The sequence below is a fragment of the Ramlibacter sp. genome, from assembly GCA_019635435.1.
GTDB lineage: Bacteria > Pseudomonadota > Gammaproteobacteria > Burkholderiales > Burkholderiaceae_C > JAHBZM01.
The window spans coordinates 3535136-3551577 of the sequence record JAHBZM010000001.1; the positions used below are offsets into that span (position 1 = coordinate 3535136).

Consider the following 16442-nt stretch of genomic DNA (forward strand, 5'->3'; position numbering starts at 1 on the left):
TCGCCGGCAATGGTATGACGATAATATGAAATGCAATTCAGGACTAACCCTTATGACTGACAGCGTCAAACCACGCAAGAAACCCCAAGAACTCCGCTCCCAGCAATGGTTCGGCCGCCAGGACCGCGACGGCTTTGCCTACCGCAGCTGGGTCAAGGGCAAGGGGGTGCCGCATGACCAGTTCGATGGCCGCCCGGTCATTGGCATCTGCAACACCTTCAGCGAACTCACGCCCTGCAACAGCCACTTCCGCACCCTGGCCGAGCAGGTCAAGATCGGCGTGTACGAGGCCGGTGGCTTTCCGCTGGAGTTCCCGGTGATGAGCCTGGGCGAGACCCTGCTGCGCCCCACGGCCATGCTGTACCGCAACCTCGCCAGCATGGATGTGGAAGAGTCCATTCGCGGCAACCCGATCGACGGCGTGGTGCTGCTCATGGGCTGCGACAAGACCACGCCGTCCCTCCTCATGGGTGCCTCCAGCGCCGGGCTGCCGACGATTGGCGTGAGCGGCGGGCCCATGCTCAACGGCAAATGGCGCGGGCAAGAGCTGGGCAGCGGCACCGGCGTGTGGAGCATGAGCGAACAGGTGCGCGCCGGCACCCTCAAGCTGGCCGACTTCTTCGAGGCCGAAAGCTGCATGCACCGCAGCCACGGCCACTGCATGACCATGGGCACGGCCAGCACCATGGCCAGCATGGTCGAAGCACTGGGCATCGGCCTGCCGGGCAACGCCGCCTATCCCGCCGTGGATGGCCGGCGCAACGTGCTGGCGCGCAACGCGGGCCGCCGCATTGTCGAGATGGTGCACACCGACCAGACCATCAGCCAGGTCCTCACGCGCGAGGCTTTCGAGAACGCCATCCGCACGCTGGCGGCGATTGGCGGCAGCACCAATGCGGTCATCCACCTGATCGCCATCGCCGGCCGCCTGGGCTTGAAGCTCACCGTGGACGACTTTGAAAAGCTGGGCAGCGAACTGCCCTGTTTGCTGAACCTGCAGCCCAGCGGCGAGCACCTGATGGAAGACTTCTGCTACGCCGGCGGCCTGCCCGTGGTGATGAAGGAAATCCAGCACCTGCTGCACCGCGACATCGTCACCGTGAGCGGCAAGACCGTGGGCGAGAACATTGCCGATGCGCAGAACCACGACCCGCGCGTGATCAAGAAATTCGACGCACCTTTCAAGGAGAAGGCCGGCATTGCCATCCTGCGCGGCAACCTGGCGCCGCGCGGCGCCGTCATCAAGCCCAGCGCCGCCACGCCCGCGCTCATGGTCCACACCGGCCGCGCCGTGGTGTTTGAAGACAGCGACGACTTCCACAAGCGCATTGACGACGAGAACCTGGACGTGGACGAGACCTGCATCCTGGTGCTCAAGAACTGCGGGCCCAAGGGCTACCCCGGTATGGCCGAGGTCGGCAACATGCCGCTGCCACCCAAGGTCCTGAAAAAAGGCATCACCGACATGGTCCGCATCAGCGACGCGCGCATGAGCGGCACGGCTTACGGCACGGTGGTGCTGCACACCACGCCCGAGGCGGCGGCCGGCGGACCGCTGGCCATCGTCCTCAATGGCGACCTGATCGAGCTCAACGTACCGCAGCGCAAACTCCAGCTGCTGATCAGCGATGAGGAGCTGCAAAAGCGCCTGGCCCAATGGACGGCGCCGCCACCCGCGCTGACGTCCGGCTACTGGAAGCTCTACATTGACCACGTGCTGCAGGCCGACCAGGGCGCCGACCTGGACTTTCTCGTGGGCCAGCGCGGCGCCTTTGTGCCCAAGGACAATCATTGAATGCACAAGCACTTTGATGTGGTGGCCCTGGGTGAGGGCATGGTGGAGTTCAACCAGACACGGGCCGGCGAGCCCACCTACTTGCAGGGTTTTGGCGGCGACACCAGCAACGCGGTGATCGCCGCCGCGCGCGCAGGGGCGCGCACGGCTTACCTGAGCCGCGTGGGCGACGACTGGTCGGGCCAGCGCCTGCTGGAACTGTGGCGGCACGAGGGCGTGGACTGCGAGGCGATTGAAGTGGCTGACGATGCGCCCACGGGCCTGTACTTCGTGACGCACGGCCACGGCCCCCAGGGCCATGGCCATGAGTTCGGCTACCAGCGCAAGGGCTCGGCGGCCTCGCGCATGACCCCGGCCTGGTTTGAGGGCCGCCCGCGGCAGGTGGTGGCGCAGTCGCGCGTGCTGCATGTGTCGGGCATCTCCCTGGCCTTGTCCGACAGCGCGGCCGCGACGGTCCTCGCGGCCATGCAGTCCGCCCGCGAGGCCGGCACGCTGGTGTCGTTCGATGCCAACCTGCGGCTCAAGCTGTGGCCCATCGACAAGGCCCGCGCAAGCATCGAGGAAGCCATCGCGCTGTGCGACATCTTCCTGCCCAGCCTGGATGACGTCACGGCACTGACCGGCCTGACCGACCCGGGCGCCGTCGTGTCCTGGGGCCATGCACTGGGCGCGGAAACAGTGGTGCTCAAGCTCGGAGAACGCGGCGCCCTGGTCAGCAACGGCACGCAGCGCCAGCAGGTTCCCGGCAAGGCCGCCCGCATGGTGGACGCCACGGGGGCCGGCGACTGCTTCTGCGGCAACCTGCTGGCGCGCATGGCCCGGGGTGATGGCGTGTTCACCGCCGCCGGCTATGCCAACGCGGCGGCGGCGCTGGCCGTGCAGGGCTTTGGCGCGGTGGCGCCCCTGCCCCGGCCCGACCAGGTGGAGAGCCTGTTGTGAATTCGCTGGTGGCGCTGGACTGGGGCACCAGTTCCCTGCGCGCCGCGCACCTGGATGCCCAGGGCCAGGTGCTGGAGGAGCGCACCTCGGGGGACGGCATCCTGAACGTGGCGCCCGGCCAGTTTGCTACGGTATTCATAGCAACCTGTGGCCGCTGGCTAAGGACTACAGGCACTTTTTGCCTGATATCGGGGATGGCGGGCAGCCGCCAGGGCTGGATGGAAACCCCCTACTGCCCCTGCCCCGCGGGATTTGACGACATCGCCAGGTCGCTGGCCTGGTTGCCGGCGTTGCCCGGGCCGGCGGGCGATGTGCGCATCGCCTTCGTGCCGGGGCTGAGCTGCGAGCACGACGGCGTCCCCGACGTGATGCGCGGCGAGGAAGTCCAGGTGTTCGGCGCGCTGCGCATCGCGGGTCTGGCCGACGCCACCGTGGTGCTGCCGGGCACGCACAGCAAGTGGGTCACGGTGCGCGGGCAGCGCATCGAGCGCTTTCGCACCTTCATGACGGGCGAGTTCTTCGCGCTGCTACGCCAGCACTCGATCCTGTCGCGCACCATGGCGGCCGAGGACGGGCCGCTTGACCTGCCCGCGTTCGACCAGGGCGTGGACCGGGCGCTGAACGGCACCAGTTTGCTGGCCACGGCGTTCAGCGCGCGCACCCTGGCGCTGTTCGGGAAGATGAGCGCAACCGCCCTGCCCAGCTACCTGTCCGGCCTGGTCATCGGCGAAGAGCTGCGGTCCCAGGCCGCGCCAGGCGACACCGTCCTGGTGGTGGGAGCGCCCGCGCTGACGCAGCGCTACGCGCGCGCACTGGAGCGTTGCGGCATGAAGGCCCACTGCATGGGCCCGCAAGCCACCTGGCAAGGCCTGCACGCCGTGGCACAGCAACTGGAAGACACCCCATGACCGCCAACGACCGCCTTCATTCCGCCCTGGCCCGGCTGCCGCTGATCGCCATCCTGCGTGGCCTGCAGCCCCTGGAAGCCGAAGCCATTGGCACCGCCCTGGTCGACGCGGGCTGGCCCACGATCGAGGTGCCGCTGAACTCGCCCTCGCCGCTGCAAAGCATTGCGACGCTGGCCACCCGGTTTCCGCAGGCCCTGGTGGGCGCGGGCACGGTGGTGTCGGTCCAGCAGGTGCGCGAGGTGCGCGACGCCGGTGGGCAACTCATCGTCTCGCCCCATTTCAATGCCGACTTGGTGCGCGAGGCCGCGCGGCTGGGCATGGTCTGCCTGCCCGGGGTCATGACCGCCACCGAGGCCTTCGCCGCGCTCGACGCCGGCGCCAGCGGCCTCAAGCTGTTTCCCGCGGAGATGATCCCGCCGGCCGCGGTCAAGGCACTTGCCGCCGTGCTGCCGGCCGGCACGCGGATGTTGCCCGTGGGCGGCGTCTCGCCCGCCAGCCTGCCGGCTTACCTGGCCGCCGGCGCGGCCGGCTTCGGCATCGGCTCGGCCCTGTTCAAGCCTGGCATGAGCGCCGCCCAGGTGCACGAGAACGCTATGAATTTCGTAGCAAGCTGTGCCGGTATCATCAGGACATGAGCACTCTTTCATCCATCAACCCGAGCGCCGTTTCGTTTGGACTCAAGGGCCGCGTGGCCCTGGTCACGGGCGGCGCGCAGGGCATCGGCGAAGCCTGCGTGCGCCGCTTCGCCACCGAGGGCGCGCAGGTCATGATCGTGGACATGGCCGACGCCCCCGGCCAGGCGCTGGCCGCTGAACTGGGCGCCGACTACATCCATTGCGACGTGGGCGACAAGGCGCAGGTCGATGCACTCGTGGCCCAGACCCTCGCCCGGCATGGCCGCATTGATGTACTGGTCAACAATGCCGGCATCTTCCGGGCCGCCGAGTTTCTGGACGTCACCGAGGCCGACTTCGACGCCGTGCTGCGCGTCAATCTCAAGGGCTCGTTTCTGGTCGGGCAGGCCGTCGCGCGTGCCATGGCGGCCGCGCCAGGGCAGCCCGGCCCGGGCGGCGCCGCGGTGCGGGGCGCCATCGTCAACATGAGCTCGGTGAACGGCACGCTCACCATTCCCACCATTTCCAGCTACAACGTGAGCAAGGGCGGCATCAACCAGCTCACCCGCGTGATGGCGCTGGCACTGGCCGACAAGGGCATCCGGGTCAATGCCGTGGCACCCGGCACCATCGCCACCGAACTGGCCGCCAAAGCCGTGCTGACCAGCGACGAGGCCAAGGCCCGCATCATGAGCCGCACTCCCATGGGCCGGCTGGGCGAACCCTTCGAGATTGCCGACGCCGTGGCGTACCTTGCGAGCGATGCCGCCAGCTACATCACCGGCGAGATCGTGGTGGTGGACGGCGGGCGCATGACGCTGAACTACACCATGCCCGTTCCGGGCCACTAGCCGCCCCTGAAGGCGAGCCCGTCTCATTGCGGCGCCGCCGGCCCCGCTCAGTTGCCCTGCATGTGGCGGGCGTACAGCTTCTGCATGCCGCCGATCCAGCGGTCGTAGTCCTGCGACTTGCCGCGGAAATAATCCAGCACCTCGGGGTGCGGCAGCACGAGGAATTTTTCGTCCCTCAGGGTGGTCATGACTGCTTCGGCCACCTGCGCGGGCGTGAGGATGCCGTCCTGCCCGGCCGAGCCGCCATCGCCGGTCACCATGTCGGTCTGCACCGACTGCGGGCACAGGCAGGCCACGCGCACGCCCTTGCGGCCGTAGGCAATGCGCAGCCACTCCGCGATGGCGAGCGCCGCATGCTTGGTCACGCCGTAGGGCGCGGACTCCACGATGTTCAGCAACCCGGCCGCCGACGCGGTGACCAGGAACGCCCCCTCGCCTCGCGCCACCATCTCGGGCATCACCGCGCGGGCCGCCCAGACATGGGCCATGCCATGGATCTGCCACATCTTGTCCCACAGCGGGTCTTCCAGGTCGATGCCACCGGGGCGGCCCAGAATCCCGGCGTTGGAAAAATACGCATCGACCTGCCCGAAGCGCTCCCGCGTGATGGCCACCAGCGCCTGGATGTCGGCTTCCTGGCTCACGTCGCAGCGCACCGCCACGCCCCCCATCTCGGCCGCCACGCCCTGGGCGCGCTCCAGGTTCACGTCGGCCACCACCACGCCTCGCGCACCGTCCTGCGCGAGCCGCAGCGCCAGGCCCCGCCCGATGCCGCTGGCGCCACCGGTCACGATGGCTACCTTGCCCTTGAATTCCATGGTCAGTCTCCTTCAGGGCACCAGTATCGGCGCAGGCTGCCGTGATGTTTGCCGCGCAGGCGACATGTTGTCGCCCATGCGCGGGCAGCGCTACACTGCGGCGCATGACGCGACGTGCCGCCACTTTCTATGAGCTGCTGGGCGTGGGCCGCGAGGCCACGGCGGACGACATCCGCACCGGATACCGCCGCCGCGCGCAAAAGTTCCACCCCGACAAGTACCGTGGCAAGGGCGATGCGGCCGCCATCATGGCCCAGATCAACCGGGCGTATGAAGTGCTGTCCGATGCCAGCCGGCGCACCGCCTACGACAGCGACATGGACGCCGCGGTCCAGGGCAGCCGCGTGGTGCCCATTGCGCCGCTGGGCATTGGCGGATGGCCCTGGTATGTGCTGTGCGCGACGCTGTGCGTGATCCTGCTGGCCCTGGGCTTCATCGCACTTCGCACCCTGGCGCCGCAACGCGCCACCTACGTGCCGGGCCCTGCAGCCGCCGCCACACTGCCCGTGGAGCCGGTCAACGCCGTCGCCGCCCCTGAAATCAAGCCCTGGCAGGCCCCCGAGGCGCGCGCCGTGCCCCTGGCCGACGACCCCGTTTCCCGGCTGGTCCGCGACGGGGTGCTGGCACCGGCGCAGCGCGCCACGCCCCAGCGATGACGCGGGTCGAACGCGTTCAGGCTGCAGCCATCGCACCGCGCGCCGGCAACCGCGCCTCACGAATGGGCAGGTGAATCAGCGCCGCCCCCACGGCCAGCACCACGTCGACGTACCAGACCAGGTTGTAGCTGCCGGTCGCCTCAAACACCCGCCCTCCCAGCCAGGCACCCAGGAAGCCGCCGATCTGGTGCGTGAGCATGACAATGCCGAACAGCGTGGCCATGTTCGCGGGACCGAAGAACTTGGCCACCAGCCCGGCCGTGGGCGGCACGGTGGACAGGAACGTCAGGCCCATCACCGCCGCAAAGACCAGCATCACCGGCCCGGTCTTGGGCGCCAGCAGGAACACGATCACGGCCACCGCACGCGACGCATACACCAGCGACAGCAGCGACTTCATCCGCCAGCGCCCCACGGCCCAGCCCATGGCCACGCTGCCGATGATGTTGAACAGGCCGATCATGGCCAGCGACCAGCCGGCCCATTGCGTGGGCAGGCCGCACGAGGCAATCACGCCCGGCAGGTGCGTGGCCAGGAAGGCCACGTGAAAGCCACAGACAAAAAAGCCCAGGCCCAGCAGCACGTAGCTGCGATGGCGCAGCGCCGTGCCAATGGCCTCGCGCGTGCCCACCACCTTTTGCCCGGCCGGCGCGGCCTGCATTGAATTGCCCTTGAGCAGAAAGGCCGCCGGCAGGCAGAGCAACACCAGCAGCCCCAGCACCTGCATGGCATTGGCCCAGCCCAGCCCCACCATCAGCGCGGCCGCGATGGGCGCCATGACGAACTGGCCAAACGAGCCCCCCGCATTGACCACGCCGGTGGCCAGGCCGCGCCGCTCGGGCGGCACCAGGCGCGTGGTGGCCGCCATCAGCACCGCGGGGCCCGCCATGCCCGCACCGCCGGCCGACAGCACCCCGATGGCCAGGATCAGGCCCCAGGTGGTGGTCATGTAAGGCGTGATGAAGGTGCCCAGGGCCACCAGCAGCGCGCCGGCAAACAGCACCCGTCCGGCCCCGATCTTGTCGGCCATGGCGCCTGCAAAAGGCTGCGTCAGGCCCCACCAGAGCTGGCCGAACGCGAACGCCAGGCTGATGCTGCCCAGCCCGAGGCCGGTGGCCGTGTTCAGCGGGCTGAGAAACAGCCCCATGGTCTGGCGGGTGCCCATGGTCAGGGCAAAGGTGCCGGCAGCCGCCAGCAGCACCAGCCAGAGCCCGGCATGGGCGCCGCGCCGTGAATCATTCGTCATGGGTTTCTCCATCTTCGATCGGCGCAAGCCGCGCCAGGCTGAGGTCAATCAGCGCGTGCAGCGCCACCACGTTGGCCGCACCGAGCAGGTCGTTCAGGCCCTCCTGTGCCACGCGCCAGCGGCGCTGCGCCTCCTGACGCTTTTCGCGACCGGCGGGCGTGATACTCACGAGATGGCTGCGTCCGTCGGCGCCCTCGTCCTGGGCCAGCCAGCCGGCGGCGATCATCGGCCGGAGGTTGCGGCTAAGCGTGGAAGCGTCGATCTTCATTTCGCGCGCGAGATCAACCGGGCGCAGGGGCCCCAGCTTGTACACATAGGACAGCAGCGAATATTGCGTCCCCTTCAGCCCGGTCTTGCCGACCTCCGCGTCGTAATGCCGCGCCACGCGGCGCATCAGCTGGCGCAGCTTGATGTTGGTGCAACCCTGGGGCCTGTCGGCCTCGGACTTGACAGCGGTGTTCATGTAAATTATTGTACCTGCAACTGTTGCATATGCAAGTTTATGGAGAAAAAGCCCGTGACGACAATGAATCAGCTTGAATCCTGGCTGGCCCAGGAACGTGAAGTGGTGGCCCGGCTTGACGGCGGCGTGGGTCCCGGCGTGGCCACCCCGGCGCAGATCGCCGGCAAGACCGGCCTGCAGGTCATGCAGGCCATGCTGCGCGGGGAAGTGCCATGGCCCCCCATTGCCCGCACGCTGGATTTCCAGCTCATGGAAGTCGACGAAGGCCGTGCGTTGTTCCAGGGCACGCCCGGCCCCGCCCACCTCAACCCCATGGGTGGCATTCACGGGGGCTGGTACGCCACCCTGCTCGACTCGGCCCTGGGCTGCGCCGTGCATACCATGATGCCCGTGGGCCGCGGGTACACCACGGCCGAACTCGGTGTGAACCTCGTGCGTGCCATCAACCCGCAGAAAACCCCGCGCGTTCGCGCCGAAGGCAAGGTGCTGCATTGCGGCCGCCAGCTGGCCACGGCAGAAGCCCGCATCACCGGGCCCGATGGCACGCTGTACGCGCATGCCACCACGACCTGCCTAGTGTTTGAATTGCCGGCCGAATTAAAACGCTGACTGCCTACAGGGCTCAGAAGGTAAAGCGGTTCAGGTTGATCAAGCGGCCATCCGGCAGCACCAGTGAGCCAGCCTTGGCTGAACTGAAAACGAAGAAGAGGCTCCCGGGATTGGCCGCGAGACTGGGAGTCCGGTAGGACCCCTGAAGGGACTGCCCATTCCCGTACTGCTGCAAGACGCCCGAGAGCCCCTGACTGCCCGCCAGACTGCCATTGGCGACATACCAGGTGGGCTGGCCAGAAGCCTCATAGGTGAAGACCACCAAAAAAGCCTGGTTGCCCTGGACTTCAATGAAATAGCCACGGCCTGGTTCCTCCGCGTTCCACCACCACCCGCTTTCAAACGCGGCATTCGACGTTGCGAACGATGTGGGCGTGGAGATCGGGAATCTCTGGAGGCTGATGGTGCTTGCCGTTCCTCCCACGGGAGTCACAACCAAGGTACCCGACGTGGAGGCGCTGAAGTTCAGGACAAGGTCTGCGACCTTCGATGTGGACGACGGAGAGCGGAAGCTTCCCGTCAGGGTCTGCCCCCCGGCATAACGCGTGAATTCACCGGTGTAGCTGCCGTTGGCCTGGCGCGTCAACGTCGACACGTACCAGGTGGCGACGCCGTTCGTCTCGTACATGAAACCACCGATGAAGATTTTGGTGCCCTGGCGCTCGATCGCAAAGCCGCGACCTCCCTCGGAGGCATTCCACCACCAGCCGTTTTGCGGCTCCACGCCTGTTACCGGCGCTCCTGAGACGACATTCAGCGACACATTGTCAACATAGAAGGATGACGTCAAGGAAAGATCCGAGATGCCCGTGAATAGAAGCCTCACGGTCTGCCCGGCGTAGGCCGAGAGATCGGCCGAGAAGGTTTGCCACCGATTCTTCGTTGACAAGTTGGAGATCGTGGTGAGCAATGCCAGGCGGGCTGAGCTGGCAACGCTTCGAATCTCCACGGTCAGGTAGTCGTACACACGGCTGAGCGTTGATTCCAGGGTCTCCACATAGTAGGAAAACGACAGCAGGGCACTGCTGGCGCCGGACGCAATGGAGATGTCCTGATACAGCGTGTCCAGGCAACCGCTGTAACCGCAGAACCAGGCCACCCGGGTGCTGCCTGTGGACACGGGCGGGATGCGCGAGGGAGGCTGCAACACAATGAGTGAAGACGAGGCCACCCACCCCTGGCCACCCGCCTCGAAATCACCATTGCGCAGCGCGCTGACCGCCGCTGCCGTCTGGGCATAGACCACATGATCAACCCACCCCGCGTCCTCGCCGTCTGCCACGAAGGCATCCTTGGCATATTCCCATTTCACGGCATGCGACCCAGCGGGTATGTTGAGCACTGTGGTGATCCATGTGGATTCACCGCTGATCCGGTACTGCGCGACGCCGTCAATCGACACCGTGAGAAAGTCGTAGTCGGCCTCGGATGAGACCTTCCAGTCGAACGACAACTGGCCCGGACCGGCAACCACGGTCGACAGGCTGGAGCTTTGCAGGTCTGCGAGGCCGCCTGAACGAACTGCCGAACCGCCAGTCGTGTAGGCGGCGGTCTGTGCAAAAAAAGCCGCGTTGCCACCGGTGCTCCAGGTCAGGGCACTGTTGTCCAGCGCCGTGGCCAGCGAGATGGATGGCCCGACAAAACTGGCAACCACATTTTTGGCTGACGCCATCGAAACCACGCAACTCGACTGCGTGCCGGTGCAGGCGCCACTCCAGCCTCCGAAAGTCGACCCTGCGGCGGGCGACGCCGTCAAAACGACCTGGGTCCCCGCACCAAACGACGCGGAGCAAGCGCCGCCACAGCTGATGCCACCGGGCACCGAGGCCACTGTGCCGTCGCCCGTGCCCTGCTTGGCCACGGACAGCACATAGGTCGTGGGATTGCCGGCGGCATCCAGCCATAGATTCAGTGCGGCGTTGTAGGCCACATCAAATCGCCCATAGATGTTGGTCCCGCTGCGATTGCTGCAGCTTGAACTGCCACCGTAGAGCTGGCCCACCAGCACCTTGCCCAAGCCTCCTACATTGGCAAACAGACCCGAACCACTGCTACCCCCCTCGGTGGTCCCCGTGGTGAGAAGGACATCGAAGAACGTGCTGGCCGCAAGGTTGGAGTTCTGGCAGGTAAACCCTCCCGTGGTGGGATTGGTCACCAAGCAGGTCTTGTAGCCGCTGAGAGAACCGTAACTGACTTTCTGCAAGTCCCCGGCGGGATGATGCACCCCCGTGATGCCTGTGCCCACGGAAGGACCTGACGCTGACCACCCGGCGTAGATCACGCCGGGTGGCGGCGTTGAGCCCAGCCTCATGAACGAGGTGTCGGTCCTTGCGCTGGAGTACAAAAGGGTGGCGCCACCACTGCGCGAAACCGATGACGCGGAAAGCCGTCCACTGTTGCAGGACGTTGAACGGTAAAACCAGAACGTCTGCAACGTGGAGGCCACCGATTGCTTGGAGATGCAATGGTTGGCCGACAGGAAATAGGGTGTCCCGCTGCTCGCCCGGTCATTGAGAAGCGTCCCGGAGCAAAGGTAAGAACCGCCGCCGTCTGCTGTGAACACCATCTTGGCCGTGGCGTTGCTCAGCCCCGACTCGGCGTAGCACGAGACATCGGCATGACAGCTTGCCGACTCACCGATCCGCGGCTCGTTGATATCAGGCGAGGCCGACGGGGATTCAAAAAAGTGAGACAGCAGCGGCACGGCCACCGATATCTGGCTGGGCTCGGCGCCTGCCGGCAATTCGAACTCGACGGTCAGGGTGTCGCCGTCCATGTAGGGCGACCAGAAGACACGGGCAAAGTCCCGCAGATCACCCGCATCCCGGTTCCGCTTGAGCACTTCCTTGACTTCGATCGCCGTGAAGACATGCTCCAGAACACCGTCGGCTCCCACAAATCGCAACTGGGCCTGATCAGGCAACTGGTCAACCCGTACGCCCATGCGCAAGCCGGAGGCCCCGGGACTGGACATTTGCAGGGCCGCCACCTGGACGCCGCCGGGACGCATCTCCCAGATCAGCTTTTGCGCGACATCTGCTGCTTCGTGGGTGGTCGAACTGGCACGCCCTTGCGCCACCAGGCGCGGAACGCCCGGTTCCCGTGGCATGGACAGCACGGCATGGCGCCGCTCGGAGGGCAGGGCAGGCAATGCCACCCTGGCTGGCTGGCGCACCGATGGACGCGCGCCCCGCAAACGCTGCGTGGACTCCTGGGGAACAGTCTCTGGCGGCGGCATGTAGGACGCGACTGCGTCAGGCTTGCGTGCCGCATTCCACGCGTCCACATCGCTTTGCGGTGTAGCGGCGATGGGCGCTGCCGTGCTGACTTCCTTGGCTACCTGCGAAGTGTCCTGTGAAGCCCCACCACAAGCGGCAACGATGCCGACCAGCGAAACCAGGAGTGTACGACCCAGAACGCCGCGTGCTTCGTCAGTTCGTCGCCGCCATGCCATCCAAGCCAAGTCCGTCGCCGTCCGCAATGCGGCTCTGATCGCCTGGATGCCCGTCATATCGCGCCCTGAATGCAGAAGAATGTATTTATTTAAGACCGTATTATGTAACTGAATTTATCCGCTCCTGGCGATTCCTCTTCCCTCATGGGGTTGATGGCCCCAGCACCATAATCGCGCCATGCGACTCCTCCACACCATGCTGCGCGTTGGCAATCTCCAGCGCTCCATCGACTTCTACACCCAGGTGCTCGGCATGAAGCTGCTGCGCACTTCAGAGAACCCCGAATACAAATACTCACTGGCGTTTGTGGGCTATGGCAACAACCCCGACCATGCCGAGATCGAACTGACCTACAACCACGGTGTTGACAGCTACGAGATGGGCACGGCCTATGGCCATATCGCGCTGGGTGTTCCCGACGCGCAGGCGGCCTGCGAAAGAATCAAGGCCGCCGGTGGCAACGTCACCCGCGAGGCCGGTCCGGTCAAGGGCGGCACCACGGTGATCGCCTTTGTCACCGATCCCGACGGCTACAAGATCGAGCTGATCCAGCGCGCCGAGTTCGCGTCGGGAGCGGGGCTGCGCTGAGCGCCCGCTTCACAGGTTCGACCTGATCCACAGGGCAACCGACCGCGTGTACTCGCCCGGCGCGCCCAGCGTGCTGCTGATGTCGCCATGCGACAGGTCCTGCTCCCAGATGGTGATCCGCAAATGCAGCGTGGACGCCTTGCGCTCCAGGTGATGCGCTTCCGGGCAGGCTTCGCGACGGCGGCTCGAGCACACCATCAGCAGCGGTGGGGCCGCAGCCGTGAGCTGGCGGTAAGGCGAGGCAGCGCGCCAGTCCTCGGGATTCTTTCCAAAGGCCCGGTCGTACAGCCGCGGGTGGGGCGCCTGCATGAGTTGCTCGACATCCAGTGCCGCGCTGTCCAGGCTGACCGCTACGCGCCAGGGGCGGGCACCCAGCTCGGTGGCCAGCGAGGGAGACGCGTTCAGCAGGGTCACCAGATGCGCACCCGCCGAATGCCCCATGAGCACGAAGCGCCCGGGGTCCGCGCCCCATGAAGCCGCCTTCTTCTGCGCCAACGCCAACGCGCGGGCCACATCGCGGGCCTGTTCCAGCGGCGCCGCCCTGGGCAGCACGCGGTAGTTGGTCGACACCAGCACATAGCCGGCTTGCTTGACCCAGTGGTCCACCTTGTTCCTGACCACCCCCGCCGCCGCCTTGTCACCGACCACCCAGGCCCCGCCGTGGACCATGAAGAGCACCGGGCCGGCGGGCTTGGCCGGCAGATACACGTCAAAGCGCTGCCGCGCATCAGCGCCATAGGCCACGTCGCGCAGGACGCGCACGGCAGTTGCCTGCTTGTCCGCAGGCGCCGGCGCCGCATCACCCGCCAGGGCGGCGGGGGCCGCGAGGCCCAGCATCAAAAAAACCGCGGCGATCATCCAGCCGCCCTGTTGAAACAGATAAGGTTTGCTATTTTTTTGGTAGCGCATGGCCCTTATTCTAGAAGGGCCTCACCGCGTTTTGGCCAGACCAACCGCTTCGCGCGCCAGTTCGGCAAGACGCGCCCAGTCGCCCCGGGCCACGGCGTCCGCCGGGGTCAACCACGAACCACCGACACAGGCCACGTTGGCCAGCGCAAGAAAATCGGGCGCATTGGCCGGGCTGATGCCGCCCGTGGGACAGAACCTCACGTCGCCAAACGGCCCTTGCCAGGCCTTGAGCATGGCAAGCCCCCCAGCCTGCAGCGCAGGGAAAAACTTGAGTTCGGTGTAGCCGTCTTCCTGCGCCATCATGATCTCGCTGCCCGTCGCCACGCCCGGCAGCAAGGGCAGACCCAGATCGTGGCAAGCCCGGCCCACGGCAGGGGTGTAGCCGGGGCTCACGGCAAATCGGGCGCCCGCCAGCGCGGCCGCCTGCGCATCCGCGGCGCTGCGCACCGTGCCGGCACCGACCACGGCTTCTGGCACATCGCGCGCGATGGCTTCGATGCAGGCCAGCGCCACGGGCGTGCGCAGGGTCACCTCCAGCATGCGGATGCCCCCAGCCACCAGCGCACGCGCCAGCGGCGCGGCGTGCGCCACGTCCTGCAGCACGATCACGGGAATCACCGGTGCGTCCTGCATCACCTGCAGCGCGGTCAGGTTCACAGCCATGAACAGGCCCCTTCCTCGGCGGTGACCGCGTTGCGGCGTGCACTGGCGAACAGCTCGCGGCCCAGCCCCAGGCCGTTGGCGCTGCGCTGGGCCTGCGGCATGGCGGTAGTGGCCCGCTCGGCCCACTCGTCCGCCGGCACCAGCGCCTGCAGCGTGCCAGCCTGCGCATCCAGGCGCAGGATGTCGCCGTCATGCACCTTGGCCAGCGGGCCGCCAGCCGCGGCTTCGGGCGAGACATGGATGGCGGCGGGCACTTTTCCCGAGGCGCCGCTCATGCGCCCATCGGTCACCAGCGCCACCTTGAAGCCCTTGCCCTGCAGCACCGCCAGAGGGGGCGTGAGCTTGTGCAGTTCGGGCATGCCATTGGCCTGCGGGCCCTGCCAGCGCACCACGCACACCACGTCGCGCTCCAGTTCACCGGCATTGAACGCCGCCAGCATCGCTTCCTGAGAATCAAAGACGCAGGCCGGTGCCTCCACCACGTGGCGGTCGTCCGGCACGGCCGAGACCTTGATCACGCTGCGCCCCAGGTTGCCCGTCAGCAGCTTCAGGCCGCCCGTGGGGCTGAAAGGCGCCGACGCGGGCCGCACAATCCCCTCGTCCTTCGACGGGCCGCCGTCGGCCCACTGGAGCGCGCCGTCAACCAGACGCGGCTCCCGGGTGTAGTCGCGCAGGCCGGCTTCGCGCACCGTGAGGACATCTTCATGCAGGAAGCCCGCGTCGAGCAGCTCGCGGATGACGTAGCCCGTGCCGCCCGCCGCCTGGAACTGGTTCACATCGGCGCTGCCATTGGGGTACACGCGCGACAGCAGCGGCACCGCGGCCGACAGCTCGGCAAAGTCGTCCCAGTCAATCGAAATGCCCGCGCTGCGTGCCACGGCCACCCAGTGGATGAGGTGATTGGTCGACCCGCCGGTGGCCAGCAGCGCGACCATGGCATTGACGATGGCGCGCTCGTCCACGATCCGGCCAATCGGCGCAAAGCGGGCGCGCCGGGTGATGGCCAGCACCGCGCGCGCGGCTTCCCGGGTGAGCTCGTCACGCAGGTCTCCCCCCGGGTTGACAAAGGCCGTGCCGGGCACGTGCAGGCCCATGGCCTCCAGCAGCATCTGGTTGCTGTTGGCCGTGCCGTAAAAGGTGCAGGTGCCGGGCGCATGGTAGGCCGCCGACTCGGCCTGCAGCAGCTCGGCCCGCCCCACCAGGCCCTGGGCGGCCTGTTCGCGCACCTTGGCCTTGGCGCTGTTGCTCAGCCCGCTGGGCATGGGGCCGGCGGGCACGAAAACCGTGGGCAGGTGGCCAAAGTGCAGGGCGCCAATCAACAGGCCCGGCACGATCTTGTCGCACACGCCCAGCATCAGCGCGGCGTCAAACATGTCGTGACTCAGGCTCACGGCGGTGGCCATGGCAATCACGTCGCGGCTGAACAGGCTGAGCTCCATGCCGGGCGTGCCCTGGGTCACGCCGTCGCACATCGCGGGCACCCCGCCGGCCACCTGGGCGGTGGCGCCGTGCTTGCGCGCCTCATCCTTGACCAGATCAGGGAAGCGGGCCAGCGGAACATGGGCCGACAGCATGTCGTTGTAGGCATTGACGATGGCGATGTTGGGCGCTTTTTCCGCCACCACCTTGAACTTGTCGCTGGCCGGCAGGCCGGCAAAGGCGTGGGCCACGTTGGCGCAACCCATGCGGTCGGCGCCCCGGTCGCGGCCCGCGGCCTCGTCCAGCCGGTGCAGGTAGGCGGTGCGGGAGGCTGCGCTGCGCTCACGGACGCGGCGCGTCACGTTGGTCACGGAAGGGTGGAGTTTCATCTCGGACAAGTAACTAAATTACGGCCACCATCGTACTCCCGATGGGCCCGCCGAGGGTGGATCGGGGTTACCAAGCGGTTACGAAATGCCGCCAAATCCCACTCCCTGAAAAGTTGCGGT

At 67.0% G+C, this 16442-nt stretch carries 15 protein-coding genes; 8 read left to right on the plus strand and 7 right to left on the minus strand.

From position 1 onward, the window contains the following. Nucleotides 1–52: 52 nt before the first annotated feature. Genes KF796_17110 through KF796_17130 form a run of 5 tightly spaced genes read left to right on the plus strand, consistent with a single transcriptional unit; the run spans nucleotide 53 to nucleotide 5107 of the window. The gene (locus tag KF796_17110) at nucleotides 53–1795 is read left to right on the plus strand and encodes a dihydroxy-acid dehydratase (GenBank protein ID MBX3588355.1); all 1743 of its coding nucleotides are present in this window, start codon (nucleotides 53–55) and stop codon (nucleotides 1793–1795) included. After that, the gene (locus KF796_17115; protein ID MBX3588356.1) at nucleotides 1796–2734 is read left to right on the plus strand and encodes a sugar kinase; all 939 of its coding nucleotides are present in this window, start codon (nucleotides 1796–1798) and stop codon (nucleotides 2732–2734) included. It abuts the gene before it with no gap. Then, nucleotides 2731–3642 (plus strand): 2-dehydro-3-deoxygalactonokinase, encoded by a 912-nt coding sequence (locus KF796_17120; protein MBX3588357.1) that lies wholly within the window; start codon nucleotides 2731–2733, stop codon nucleotides 3640–3642. The genes KF796_17115 and KF796_17120 overlap by 4 nt, the downstream gene beginning before the upstream one ends. Beyond that, on the plus strand, nucleotides 3639–4277 hold the full coding sequence (locus tag KF796_17125; protein ID MBX3588358.1) for a 2-dehydro-3-deoxy-6-phosphogalactonate aldolase: 639 nt from the start codon (nucleotides 3639–3641) through the stop codon (nucleotides 4275–4277). The genes KF796_17120 and KF796_17125 overlap by 4 nt, the downstream gene beginning before the upstream one ends. After that, nucleotides 4274–5107: an SDR family oxidoreductase gene (locus KF796_17130; GenBank protein ID MBX3588359.1), complete on the plus strand. Its 834-nt coding sequence runs from the start codon at nucleotides 4274–4276 to the stop codon at nucleotides 5105–5107. Before KF796_17125 ends, KF796_17130 begins: the two co-directional genes overlap by 4 nt. Before the next feature lie 47 nt (nucleotides 5108–5154). On the opposite strand, the gene KF796_17135 is transcribed toward KF796_17130, so the two are convergent. Further along, on the minus strand, nucleotides 5155–5925 hold the full coding sequence (locus KF796_17135) for an SDR family oxidoreductase (protein ID MBX3588360.1): 771 nt from the start codon (nucleotides 5923–5925) through the stop codon (nucleotides 5155–5157). 104 nt (nucleotides 5926–6029) lie between these two features. Between KF796_17135 and KF796_17140 the strand changes: the two genes are divergently transcribed. Further along, nucleotides 6030–6581, plus strand: a complete 552-nt coding sequence (locus tag KF796_17140) for a J domain-containing protein (protein MBX3588361.1) — start codon at nucleotides 6030–6032, stop codon at nucleotides 6579–6581. Between the two features lie 16 nt (nucleotides 6582–6597). On the opposite strand, the gene KF796_17145 is transcribed toward KF796_17140, so the two are convergent. After that, nucleotides 6598–7827, minus strand: a complete 1230-nt coding sequence (locus tag KF796_17145; protein ID MBX3588362.1) for an MFS transporter — start codon at nucleotides 7825–7827, stop codon at nucleotides 6598–6600. Next, nucleotides 7817–8290, minus strand: coding sequence for a winged helix-turn-helix transcriptional regulator (locus tag KF796_17150; protein ID MBX3588363.1), 474 nt, complete (start codon nucleotides 8288–8290; stop codon nucleotides 7817–7819). Before KF796_17150 ends, KF796_17145 begins: the two co-directional genes overlap by 11 nt. Before the next feature lie 39 nt (nucleotides 8291–8329). On the opposite strand from KF796_17150, the gene KF796_17155 reads away from it, so the two are divergent. Beyond that, nucleotides 8330–8899: a PaaI family thioesterase gene (locus KF796_17155; protein MBX3588364.1), complete on the plus strand. Its 570-nt coding sequence runs from the start codon at nucleotides 8330–8332 to the stop codon at nucleotides 8897–8899. Between the two features lie 13 nt (nucleotides 8900–8912). Here KF796_17155 and KF796_17160 read toward each other — a convergent pair whose 3' ends face one another. Next, nucleotides 8913–12410 carry a hypothetical protein gene (locus tag KF796_17160; protein MBX3588365.1) on the minus strand — a complete coding sequence of 1166 codons (3498 nt, stop codon included), beginning with the start codon at nucleotides 12408–12410 and terminating at the stop codon, nucleotides 8913–8915. Between the two features lie 121 nt (nucleotides 12411–12531). Between KF796_17160 and gloA the strand changes: the two genes are divergently transcribed. Beyond that, nucleotides 12532–12942: a lactoylglutathione lyase gene (gloA, locus tag KF796_17165; GenBank protein MBX3588366.1), complete on the plus strand. Its 411-nt coding sequence runs from the start codon at nucleotides 12532–12534 to the stop codon at nucleotides 12940–12942. Between the two features lie 9 nt (nucleotides 12943–12951). Here the strand turns inward: gloA and KF796_17170 are convergent, their stop codons facing one another. The 3 genes from KF796_17170 to edd all read right to left on the minus strand — a co-directional run bounded on the left by KF796_17170 (nucleotide 12952) and on the right by edd (nucleotide 16322). Continuing rightward, nucleotides 12952–13800, minus strand: a complete 849-nt coding sequence (locus KF796_17170; protein ID MBX3588367.1) for an alpha/beta hydrolase — start codon at nucleotides 13798–13800, stop codon at nucleotides 12952–12954. A gap of 72 nt (nucleotides 13801–13872) precedes the next feature. Then, nucleotides 13873–14514: a bifunctional 4-hydroxy-2-oxoglutarate aldolase/2-dehydro-3-deoxy-phosphogluconate aldolase gene (gene eda / locus KF796_17175; protein ID MBX3588368.1), complete on the minus strand. Its 642-nt coding sequence runs from the start codon at nucleotides 14512–14514 to the stop codon at nucleotides 13873–13875. After that, complete coding sequence (edd, locus tag KF796_17180; GenBank protein ID MBX3588369.1) at nucleotides 14505–16322, minus strand: phosphogluconate dehydratase; 1818 nt, start codon at nucleotides 16320–16322, stop codon at nucleotides 14505–14507. The genes eda and edd overlap by 10 nt, the downstream gene beginning before the upstream one ends. Nucleotides 16323–16442 lie beyond the last annotated feature (120 nt).